Genomic DNA, 11418 nt, shown 5'->3' with positions numbered 1-11418 from the left:
AAATTACTTGATAGAGACATAGAAACCTATATGAGTTGCTCATAGAATGATGTAAATGCTCTCCATTTTTTTGTAATAGAATCTAATGCTTTGATGATATTACTGAGGAAAGGTGTATATTTTCATTGATATGTAAATATGCACCTTTTCTATTGTATTTTCAATTTAATAAAGTTAATTTGAATTTATATCCCGTTAAATTTATTCTCTATAAAAAAAGAGTCACCAACTTTAATTTCATATAAGTATATACCTCAAAACTTTTACTTTAGACAATATAACATTGAGCCAAATTATAAGATATCTGCTTGTGCAACAAGGGATGAATTTCCCCAAGAGATAATAATTAAAGACATTTATGCAATTTGCCAAAATATATACAAATTTGAAAGTAAGGAGAAAATCAATGCAGAAGACTAAACTTTTTTGCTTTCCACATGCTGGGGGATCTGCGTTTAGTTACGCAAAATGGAAAAATTACTTTAATCCATATATTGAGGTAGTCCCGATAGAGTTAGCTGGTAGAGGATATAGAATTGAAGAAAACTTGTACCAAAGTATGGAAGAGGCAGTAAATGATGTCTACAATAAAATAGTTATGCAGATAGATGATTCGCCCTACATTCTATTCGGGCATAGCATGGGAAGTTTGATCGCCTATGAAGTAGGCAGAAAAATAAAAGATTCTAAAAACGTATGGCCTGAATTTCTTGTTTTGTCTGGTAGAAATCATCCAAATAGTAAAATAAAAAATATCCGACATAATCTTTCTAATGAGCAATTTAAAAGAGAGGTTATTGCAATGGGAGGTACACCGGCCGGGGTACTTCAATCAGAAGAATTAATGGAGATTTTTCTCCCAGTTCTAAGAGCAGATTTTAAAATTGTCGAAACATATATTCATGACAATAATATACGACCATGTGATATTGATTTTCTTATATTTAATGGGGAAAATGATGAATTTACTACATATGATCAAGTAATAAAATGGGAGCAATATACAAGTAAAACGTGTACTCTTCATTCTTTTGAAGGTAATCATTTCTTTCTAAATGAAAATATTGAAGAAATAGCAAAGAGTATTATAAGAAAGTTAGATTCTAAAAGATTATCAAATAGTTTTTAGAGGTTTTCTAAGTATATTCATGGCTAAGGAACAAAATATTAAATATGAAAAATAAAGGAACTGCTGAAATATCATTGAATAAGGGCATTGAAGCCTAAACGAACTTTTCAAAGGCAGAAAAAAAGACTCATTGAATCGTAAGAGTTACTTCCCGTATTTATCTAAAAAAGTGATGCAACTTATTTGCATCACTATTTAAATTTTTACCAGAGAGTAATTTAGTTAATTGGTAGAAAAAGGAAGTTTTCTATTTAACCCCTTCCTTTTTCTCATACATAACGCTTGTTGACAACTTATGAAATAATAGCATTCATCGCTATTAAAATATAACACTAAAAGCAATTAATTAGATATGTAATTGTGCATACATTGTACTATTTCATGAATACTTCTGAAGTAAAATTGTTTAATCGACCATAAAGCCGAGTGCAATGCACTTGGCTTTTTTCAATCATCCTGCAAATTCGTTATTTTTTAGTAGGCAATTATAATTTATGTAGAAAGGGTGAAACAGGTGGATGAAAAACTATGTTTTATGAAATAATTTCTTTGTTAGATAATAGATCTAACTATCATGCCCTCGCAAAAGTATTGAACGTAGAACTTCAAACTTTAATTACAATTAAAGAACACCGAAACAAATTCCGAATACCAGATAATCATTAGAGGACGATAAAGCATCAAGATATAATGTATGCCCTATCTGGAAAAAAGAATTTAAGTAATCCAAGGTTAAATTCTTAACTTTAAAGTAGCAAATCTGTAGCTTTTATCATTTTAGCCATGAGGGCTCCGTCCTAAATAAACGTGAAGGGCTACAGCCGGTTGAAGTGACCTCTCGAAAGTTAGACAACCTCTAGGGTATGAGCCCGGTATTGTACCATGCTCATACCGTTTAATTTTGCCCTTATTCTTTTTGAGTATAGTCTATATACTTTGCTAATTCTTGTTTGGAATGTGTTATACTTCTAAATTCTGTTTGATACAGAAATATACATACAAAAACGCCATCCTTTCCTATGATTCTACAGAAAGAATATCGTATCTTTTCATTTTAGGGGAATTTTTGAAGAAAGAATTAATAGTATTAATAGAATATGTAAAAATACTCCGATATTTAGTCAACAGTTTTATTCCATAACTCCCTAACTTTTGTTCACGATAGTCTGATATTGAAAAAATAAAATATTTGGTACGACTTCACTTTGTCTTTAGATAGTTTTGTAATTAAACTATAATATTGTATTTTTTCTGCATTATTGAAATTAGTAATAATAAAATGTATTATTGAAAAGCACAATTTATAATTCAAGTAATCAGGACTATGTACCCATTATAATTCGAACATTCAGAAATTATAATATTATCTAAAAATGAGGTGTGATTCATAGAAACAGTACATATTAAATGGTATGGAATGTATAGTATAAATGATTTTTATAATAGGGAAGAAGCTTCTAAGAAGGGAGTATTTGCAATCTCTAGAGTATATGCTAAGACTGTAACATTGCTCTATATAGGACAAACTAAAAGAAGCTTTATACAAAAGATAAGGGAACTTAATAAGGAGTGGCCTTTTGATGAGAGCGAATTAAAGATTACATTAGGAATAATAGAATTTCCTAGTGGTGAAATTTACTCTGAAAAGAAGGTAAAAGAGATAAAATCCCTTTTGATTTTACGACATACCCCATTAGAAAATGAAACATCTTTATTATACTATAGAGGGAAATTTAATTTAAAAATTATAAATAAGGGAAGAAGAGGTTTAATTGTTAAAAAGCTTTCTACAGGAGATCTAATGTGGACGTAATTGGAAACAACTTTGAATAAAATTGAAAGTTGTTTAAGTGCAGAAACTTATCAATTTGTAATGTATTAAACTATTTTGAATAACATATGTCAGATGCTTGAAAAAACACAAATTTTATTATGATATGAAATCCTGTATGGAACGTGTAGTGTATTTCTATTATTTAATAAAAATATTAAGAATTATAGGGATAATACATAAAGAGTAGAGGAGAAAGTAAACACGGAGGTTTGAAGAATGGGACAAGTAAGCAGATTTCAAGAAAAACAACATAATCGTCGTCAAAAGGCAATTTTTAATATTGCATTTACTTTAATATTAGTGACAGTTGGTATAGTGACATACCAGTTGTTTACCTCTTCTAATACATCAAAGAAAGCAATTGCTCAAGAAAAGAAAGCAGTACAGTTAGAAGAGAAGAAACGTGAAGAGAAAGAAGCGGCACAGTTAGAAGAGAAGAAACGTGAAGAGAAAGAAGCGGCACAGTTAGAGGAGAAGAAACGTGAAGAGAAAGAAGCGGCACAGTTAGAGGAGAAGAAACGTGAAGAGAAAGAAGCGGCACAGTTAGAAGAGAAGAAACGTGAAGAGAAAGAAGCAGCACAGTTAGAAGAGAAACAAAAAGCAGAAAAATCGGTATCTCAAGAAAAGGGTTCTCAAACTAATCCTTCTTGGAAGCCAATTGGTACAAAGCAAGGGGTTAAACCTGAAATGAAATTTAAAGAAGGAACAGTAGATTGGAATGAGATGAAAAAAGCAATTTCTTATGCTATTGATGTTCCAGAGAGCCAATTGATTTTCGATTTTATTGGGAATAATGGTAATAATAAAGCCTACGGTAATGTGCGAGATAAGCAAAGTAACAAAAAATATAAGGTTGATATTGATTGGGTAGAGAATCAGGGGTGGAAACCAGCATCTGTACAAGTGGTAAAATAAATAATAAAAATGTAATTATGTGTTTAAAAGTTTACTTTTGTAAAAACTCATAAAAGAGTTCGTTTCAATCAGGGTTCTTTTGGTAATGCTATCAGCATTAATTACTAGGACTCAATTGTTAAATTCTGATGCAGACAAAGTTTGAAGTTTATTAAAATCCACCTGATTTAGTGCTTCGAAAGATTCAAAATTGCATTTTTAAAATACTAAATAATTAATGGTACCTTTTAAAATATTTTTGGACTCATTTCATTAGAAGATATTCCGTCTATATAACTAAAAAAGTGTTATAATATTTATTGAACATATGAATAGGATAGCAACTACCTGCTTTTTGCAAGTAGCAATTTATCTAATGAAAAGATTACTTGTTTTCAAGACAAGTGATCTTTTTATATACATTCCCTGTACTATTTTTGAAATTGATTAGATATTTCAATCTGTGTAATTATAATAGAATTGATTAAAATTAAAGATACAACAAGGATAATACCTTCCTTATTTGTAGTAAGAAATATATGAAAAACACCTTATTTGTAGTAAGGTGTTTTTCATATATTAATATTACTCATATACTGGGGTAACCTTTAGAGCATATCAATCAATTTCTTGATATGAAGGAGAATAATTAAGTTCAACTGTGTCATCTTCTTTTTGCAATGGTCGCCAATTAGTTGTGTATAAAAAAAAGACACATTTTGTGTCTCTTAGGATTCTTGAGTAGTATGAATGAAATAGTAGAGTTTTTGCAAAAAGAATATTGCATACCAAAGCAGTATTAAAAAATCCACCCAATTGTAAGTACTGAGTATTTTAATAATCCTACAAAAAAGTGCATACATACTCCTTTTAGGTATATTGTATGTTATTTAAAGAAAATTTATTATTTCACACTGGTTTACATACGAATGAGTAAATTCACTTTCTAATTTGTTCCTCTATCTATCATAATCTCCATGAAATTTTTAATAAACTGTTTTTGATTTAATTTCAATCCAATTCTAGCTCCCTCAGCTTTTGCATCTGGACGAAAATCTGCGACAGTTTGTCCCCTTAAAGATTCTAAATCAATCTCTACTTTTCGATACATGTATTGAAGAAAATCTGGATTGACAATTGCACTCATTGCATAACCTCCTCTCGAAGATGAGCTTGAAATAAATATGAATAATTTATTCACTAACCTGCCAGTTTAGTAGATGAAGAGCCGACATCACTATTCTACATTAATAATGCAGGTTTATGATGTCGGCTCTTCATTTTTTAAGAATTTAAATAAGTTTATTATTTAAAGAACAGATTTATAAGCTGATATTGACGTGATATTTATTATGGTAAAAGTGTATTAAGTTGCGGTTTTGAGTGATGTATAATCTTTTGTTTTTTTGAGAGAAAAGCATTAAAAAATGTTGAAATCACAATATTTTTCATGATTCAGGTATATGTACTTAAAGGTATGTGGCTATTATTATGTGACAGTTGGAGAGCAATTTTAAAAAATGACGCACAAATCCTTTTGTTCGGATAAGAAATGAGGAAAAATGGTGCTTTGAATAATCAGATTGGATAAAAATTTAAATGTATTGAGCTATTTTGTATGAATTTATGTATTGGCATTTTCGTTGGTATTTTGTATACTAAACGTGAGTTTTTCTTACAGTAGGCAATCTTTCAGTTTCTATGAAACACAACTAATCTGTTAATTATGTATGGTGTCAAACAAGCTCTTATGTCAATGGATATAAGAGCTTGTTTGCATGTGTATCCCTCTTTTATGTACAATGAAAGAAAAACATCTTATGAGATGGGGAGAGGAAAACCCATGTCCAATCAACAATTAGTGAATTTACGCATTGATTTTGCTTTTAAACAATTATTTGGTACAAGTGGAAATGAAGATATTCTCATTGCGTTTTTAAATGCTATGTTACAAGGTTCTTTAGAATCCCCTATTGTTTCCTTACAATTAGAGGACCCACACTTGCATCGAGAACATGAAGAAGATAAGCTATCTATTTTAGATATTTCAGCTACATTAGACACAGGTACAAAGATAAATGTCGAAATACAGCTGAATAATAATCATGATATGATTAAACGCAGTTTATATTATTGGGGGAGGCTATACACATCCCAACTTCAAAAAGGAATGCCATACAGTTCTCTTCATAAAACAATTACGATTAATTTGTTAAATTTCGTTATGTTTCCTGAATACGAGGCATTTCATACAACAGGAATTCTGTGGAATCAACAACAACAGATGATATTGAGTGATGATATTGAAGTTCATATTGTGGAGATTCCAAAACTCATGCAACAGTGGCGAAATGAACAAGTAAATCCCTGGGAAGATTCATTTGTTCGTTGGTTGTTATTACTTCCAGCGAATGAGGATGAACAATTAACCCAAACATTGGAGGATATTGCGATGAACCAAGACCCGATTTTACAAAAAGCAATGAATAAATGGGAACGTATGAGTCAAGATTCTTCTTTCCGACAAGCGTACGAAGCAAGAGAAAAAGCTCTTATGGATGAGGCTGCAAAGTTTGCTTATGCAGAACAAAAAGGAATTGAAAAGGGAATTGAAAAGGGAATTGAAAAAGGAAAAATACAGCTTATTTGTGGTATGTACAAAAACGGAATGCCAATAGAAGATATTGCAAAGTTTACAAATTTAAGTATAGAAGAGATACGAAACATTTTACAAGCCTAAATAATTACAAATAACACCTACAGTATTTGTAGGTGTTATTTGTTAATGACCGTCCCCGCGTGGAAGGTGCTGACCACCATCATTTTCAGGTGTATATTTTCATCTTACACCTGGTTCATCAATATAATAACCGGTGTTTCCATCTGTTTATTTACAACTTATAAAGTTCATTTGAATTTCTCCCCTTTTGGTTAATGCTTATATAGTCGTTTAGATCCCATTTAAGTGTATTATTTCTAGAGGATTACGTTAGTATTTTCGTTGCTTAGCCATGTTGATAAATGGTTCATATGTACTTGTTTCGTCAAAAGGATGCCCAAAACCATATTCATCTTCTCGCGCATGATAACCGTAGGTTGCAATACCTACACCTTGTGTGTGGTTTTCTGGAAAATAGATAATGACTTTTGCTTCTTCGGGATTAGATAGGTGTAGGCAAGCACATATTTTATCTATTAAGTATTGATCAATTATATTGATTACACTTGTTCCTTTTGCACCCCAACCAATATCATCATAAATATGCAATAAGTGATTTTCTGTATCGACATATAACTCAAAATGATTATATCCCATATTGTGAAAGTTTTCCGTGATCAAATGGAATCGATTGTCAACGATATTTGGAAATAAAAACACATCATAGGTACCACTAGCAGTGATAACAATAGCTTGTTCATTATTTGATGATTTTTTAAACATAATAAATGCCTCCTTAAGAATATTTTCGTATTTTGAACTCTCCCTACTTTCACTACGCTTAGAAGTGAGGGATTCCTAAGTAAAGAGTTCTATCGCACTTAGGCTATTTCTGAAGTCCTTGCGGTTAGCATCCTTATCGCTTCATTCTTTAAATGGATACTTCCGCCAATATTCCTCCTATCATCATGTGTACGACAAGAAGGGCAGTCCCATGTATGTGGCTTGAGATTTTTAACATCTTTGTTTTGGTATTAACAATTAAAGAACATAGTTGCTAGAAACAAATGTTTTTGATACAACAATAACTTGTTTGCCATCCCACTGTGCTTTATATTCTAACATGGTTCGAAACTTTGACCTGACCAATTGTTTAGTAACGCTATATATCCCTAACAATTAAGATAACTTCATACCATCCCTTGTTGGAAGAGCCAATTCATCTCCCAGGGCTGTGCCCCTTTACACTACATTCCTTTAGGAAGGAGTCTTCTTGCCTAAAATGATAAACAGTAAAAAAATAATGATATCCTATAAAATATTCTCTATACTTATATTAAATTGAACTGAGGAGGCTATTATTTGCTGACATTATTAAAGGTTATATTTGGATTAATTGGTTGTATTTTAGCGATGCACTATCTAGTAACTGATAAATTTGAAGTAATGCCTTTTATGTCGTTATTTATGGGATTGATGATTTTAATGACAGGAATTTCTGACTTAAAAGAAAATCAAAAAGCTTCAGCGTATATGCTATTTTTAGCATCAGGATTTATTATCTTTGTTGCAGTTTATACTTTCAGTTCTTAACATATATTTACTTAGAAAAATCAAGTTAACACAACTTACCATTATTAGGAGTAAAAAGAGCTAGTTTTTTACAATAATAATTATCCATACATATAACATGAGTTTATTTTACTAACTGTTTTGATTTATAAAAAGTCATATTTTTTTATTCTTTATAATAGTGTAAACCATTTTGTAGAGTTTCTGTGTGGAATTCCAACTTATGACTAGTTGGGTCTGTTAAAAATAGTACTTTTGTAGTTCCTTAAAAATGGAAATTGTATACCTGAAAGTGAAAGTATGCGAATAATTAAATGATACATAAATAATACTGAATAATCCTAGTATTTTTAGGTTGAGAATGTATAAAAAAGTCAATCTTATATTGACTGAATATTATTATTTTTCTTTTTTTGAAAAACGGAGTAATCTACTGTAATAAAGGCGTTTATAACGTTTTTTCTTTTGACTAAAAGGGATTGTTCACTTGAAAGAACAGAAGATGTTTGTTAAGGTAGTGAACCATAAGCAAAAACTAAAAAATAGAAAGAGTCATTTCCCGGAATTTTGAATGGCTTATGGTAACACAAAGGAGAGATTTGGTGAAGGTTGAAATTATGGTTTCGCTTGCCATTTATATGGCAGCTATGTTGTACATCGGATATTGGTCTTATAAGAAGACATCCGATTTATCAGATTATATGTTAGGTGGAAGGGGACTCGGTCCAGCAGTTACAGCTTTATCAGCTGGCGCTTCTGATATGAGTGGCTGGATGTTAATGGGCTTGCCTGGTGCAATGTATGTAACAGGAGTAGCAAGCGTATGGATTGCAATTGGGTTATTAGTAGGTGCTTATGTAAATTATTTAATTCTTGCCCCACGTTTAAGAACCTATACAGAAGTAGCAAATGATTCTATTACTATCCCAGACTTTTTAGAAAATCGATTTCAAGATCACACGAAAATACTACGTTTTGTCTCCGCTATTGTTATTTTAGTCTTTTTCACATTTTATACGTCAGCCGGTTTAGTTTCAGGAGGACGTCTATTTGAAAATTCCTTCAATCTTGATTATAAAATTGGATTATTTATAACAGTTGGTGTTGTTGTTGCATATACACTATTTGGCGGTTTCTTAGCAGTCAGTTGGACAGACTTTGTGCAAGGATGCATTATGTTTATTGCACTTGTATTAGTGCCAATTGTTGCTTTTACAGATGTGGGTGGTGTAACAGAAACATTTAATATAATAAAACAAGTCGATACCTCATATTTAGACCTGTTTAAAGGAACTACAATACTTTCCATTATATCATTTTTAGCATGGGGACTCGGATATTTTGGACAACCACATATAATTGTCCGCTTTATGGCAATTACCTCCGTTAAAGACTTAAAAACTTCTCGTAGAATCGGTATCGGTTGGATGGGGATTTCGATAATAGGTGCAATGCTTACAGGACTTATTGGTATTGCTTATTACGCCAAAAATGGTGCTACATTAGAAGATCCAGAAATGATTTTTGTAACATTTTCAAGTGTTTTATTCCATCCGTATATTACTGGATTTTTATTATCAGCTATTTTAGCCTCTATTATGAGTAGTATTTCCTCACAATTACTCGTTATTGCAAGTGCAGTTACAGAGGATTTTTATAAAACGTTTTTCCGCCGTCATGCAAGTGATAAAGAACTCGTATTTATAGGTAGGCTGTCCGTGTTAATAGTAGCTATGATTGCAGTTGTTTTATCATATCATCCAAGCGATACAATTTTAACGCTTGTCGGTTATGCGTGGGCAGGATTTGGTTCTGCATTCGGTCCAGCAATTTTACTAAGTCTTTATTGGAAGCAAACGACAAAATGGGGTGTACTTGCAGGGATGATTACCGGTGCAGCAGTAGTCATTACATGGGTGCAAATTCCCAATCTAAAAGTGATGATGTACGAAATGGTACCAGGATTTTCACTAAGTTTACTAGTTGTCATTATTGTGAGCTTGTTGACACCAGAACCTACGAAGGCAATTTATTGTGAATTTAGTGAGATGAAAACATTGCTGGAACAAGAAACAAAGTAATCTAATGTAAGTGTTTGATATTAAACTATACAAAAGACATTTGTGTGAGAATGTTCAAATACTATAATCTCCATGTTTATTGAATATATAATATTTGAATAAGAAAGTAGGTGTAGTTCATGTTAAAAGCATACAAGTATCGCATCTACCCGAATAAGGAACAACGTACATTTTTTTCTAAAACATTTGGATGTGTACGATTTGTATATAACAAAATGCTTGCTGATAGAATTAATTCTTATTATGAATCTCAAACAAGTATTGATAAAACCATCAAGTATCCTACACCAGCCCAATACAAAAAGGAATTTCCGTTTCTTAAAGAAGTGGATAGCCTTGCCCTAGCTAATGCACAAATGAACTTAAATAAGGCGTATGCTCATTTCTTTCGCGACAAATCTATTGGTTTTCCGAAATTCAAAAATAAAAAAGAAAATCGTTGTAGTTATACAACGAATAATCAAAAAGGAACCGTAAGTATAGAGAATGGATATATGAAGCTACCAAAACTAAGGACAACGGTAAGAATTAAGCAACACAGACCGTTTTTGGGCTTGATTAAGTCTGTAACGATTTCTAAAACAACTACTAACAAATATTTTGCTTCTGTTTTAGTTGAGGAAAAGGAACAACTGTTTCCTGAACTAAAAAAAAGAGTTGGTATTGTTATGTGTTTAAAGGGTTTTGCAACCCTATCTAATGGTAAGAAGTACGAAATTCCAAAGTGGATGATAAAAACTGAAGATAGATTAGCTTTTTTACAAAAGTCTTTGCTGCGCAGAAAGAAAGGTTCTAAAAATCAAAATAAAATTAAATCAAAAATTGCAAGACTTCACGAAAAAATTGTTAACCAACACAATGACTTTCTTCACAAAATCAGTAATGAAATCACTAACGAAAACCAAGTAATTGTGATGGAAGATTTGAGAATGAAGGATATACAAAATAATCATAAGTTGGCAAAATCAATCAGTGAAGTATCTTGGGCTAAATTTAGAGAATATCAAACCTACAAAGCACTATGGAAAAATCGTGAGTTAATCATTGTACCAAAGAATTACTTAAGTGATCAACTTTGTTCTTGCTGTGGTTATAAGAACAAAGTTGTAGAAAAGACAAATCTTTATGAATGGGATTGTCCAATGTGTAATAGCCATCATAATCGAGATGTAAATGCAAGTAGTAACTTGCTAAAGCTAGCCCTGTAGTTTGATGTTTTTGTTTAGGGGTAGGAACTACCCTGATAGCT

At 31.5% G+C, this 11418-nt stretch carries 8 protein-coding genes and 5 pseudogenes; 9 read left to right on the top strand and 4 right to left on the bottom strand.

What is annotated here, in order from left to right; genetic code table 11:
• Positions 1-183: 183 nt before the first annotated feature.
• The 3 genes and pseudogenes from AC0L0O_RS20990 to AC0L0O_RS20980 all read left to right on the top strand — a co-directional run.
• Positions 184-420 (top strand): annotated as a pseudogene (locus tag AC0L0O_RS20990) (4'-phosphopantetheinyl transferase family protein); the annotation flags it as partial.
• Entirely contained in the window at positions 407-1129 is a 723-nt protein-coding gene (locus AC0L0O_RS20985) for a thioesterase II family protein (protein ID WP_473786042.1), read from the top strand. The pseudogene AC0L0O_RS20990 and the gene AC0L0O_RS20985, both read left to right, overlap by 14 nt.
• A 522-nt stretch (positions 1130-1651) precedes the next feature.
• Positions 1652-1873: pseudogene (locus AC0L0O_RS20980) on the top strand (nucleotide excision repair endonuclease); the annotation flags it as partial.
• A gap of 101 nt (positions 1874-1974) precedes the next feature.
• Here the strand turns inward: AC0L0O_RS20980 and AC0L0O_RS20975 are convergent.
• Positions 1975-2123, bottom strand: a pseudogene (locus tag AC0L0O_RS20975) (IS3 family transposase); the annotation flags it as partial.
• A gap of 423 nt (positions 2124-2546) precedes the next feature.
• Between AC0L0O_RS20975 and AC0L0O_RS20970 the strand changes: the two are divergent.
• Positions 2547-2942 carry a sodium:proton symporter gene (locus tag AC0L0O_RS20970; protein WP_473786041.1) on the top strand — a complete coding sequence of 132 codons (396 nt, stop codon included), beginning with the start codon at positions 2547-2549 and terminating at the stop codon, positions 2940-2942.
• 237 nt (positions 2943-3179) lie between these two features.
• The gene (locus AC0L0O_RS20965) at positions 3180-3878 is read left to right on the top strand and encodes a YrrS family protein (protein WP_473786040.1); all 699 of its coding nucleotides are present in this window, start codon (positions 3180-3182) and stop codon (positions 3876-3878) included.
• A 925-nt stretch (positions 3879-4803) separates the two neighbouring features.
• On the opposite strand, the pseudogene AC0L0O_RS20960 reads toward AC0L0O_RS20965, so the two are convergent.
• Positions 4804-5007, bottom strand: a pseudogene (locus tag AC0L0O_RS20960) (nucleoside hydrolase); the annotation flags it as partial.
• A gap of 693 nt (positions 5008-5700) precedes the next feature.
• On the opposite strand from AC0L0O_RS20960, the gene AC0L0O_RS20955 reads away from it, so the two are divergent.
• A complete protein-coding gene (locus AC0L0O_RS20955; RefSeq protein ID WP_473786039.1) occupies positions 5701-6597 on the top strand; it encodes an Rpn family recombination-promoting nuclease/putative transposase in 897 nt (298 codons plus the stop codon).
• A 249-nt stretch (positions 6598-6846) separates the two neighbouring features.
• Here the strand turns inward: AC0L0O_RS20955 and AC0L0O_RS20950 are convergent, their stop codons facing one another.
• Together AC0L0O_RS20950 and AC0L0O_RS20945 are read right to left on the bottom strand one after the other, a co-directional pair.
• Positions 6847-7299: a hypothetical protein gene (locus AC0L0O_RS20950; protein ID WP_134189234.1), complete on the bottom strand. Its 453-nt coding sequence runs from the start codon at positions 7297-7299 to the stop codon at positions 6847-6849.
• Between the two features lie 98 nt (positions 7300-7397).
• Positions 7398-7656, bottom strand: a pseudogene (locus AC0L0O_RS20945) (zinc ribbon domain-containing protein); the annotation flags it as partial.
• 222 nt (positions 7657-7878) lie between these two features.
• Between AC0L0O_RS20945 and AC0L0O_RS20940 the strand changes: the two are divergent.
• The 3 genes from AC0L0O_RS20940 (at position 7879) to tnpB (ending at position 11377) form a co-directional block, all read left to right on the top strand.
• Positions 7879-8109 carry a DUF3953 domain-containing protein gene (locus tag AC0L0O_RS20940; RefSeq protein ID WP_134189235.1) on the top strand — a complete coding sequence of 77 codons (231 nt, stop codon included), beginning with the start codon at positions 7879-7881 and terminating at the stop codon, positions 8107-8109.
• A 581-nt stretch (positions 8110-8690) separates the two neighbouring features.
• Entirely contained in the window at positions 8691-10169 is a 1479-nt protein-coding gene (putP, locus tag AC0L0O_RS20935; protein WP_473786038.1) for a sodium/proline symporter PutP, read from the top strand.
• Between the two features lie 119 nt (positions 10170-10288).
• Positions 10289-11377 carry an IS200/IS605 family element RNA-guided endonuclease TnpB gene (gene tnpB, locus AC0L0O_RS20930; protein WP_473786037.1) on the top strand — a complete coding sequence of 363 codons (1089 nt, stop codon included), beginning with the start codon at positions 10289-10291 and terminating at the stop codon, positions 11375-11377.
• The last annotated feature ends 41 nt before the right edge of the window (positions 11378-11418 follow it).

The organism is Bacillus sp. GS3m_15504 (assembly GCF_055825275.1).
The sequence above is the reverse complement of the archived record's forward strand: the minus strand, read 5'-3'. Positions and strand labels throughout refer to the sequence as shown.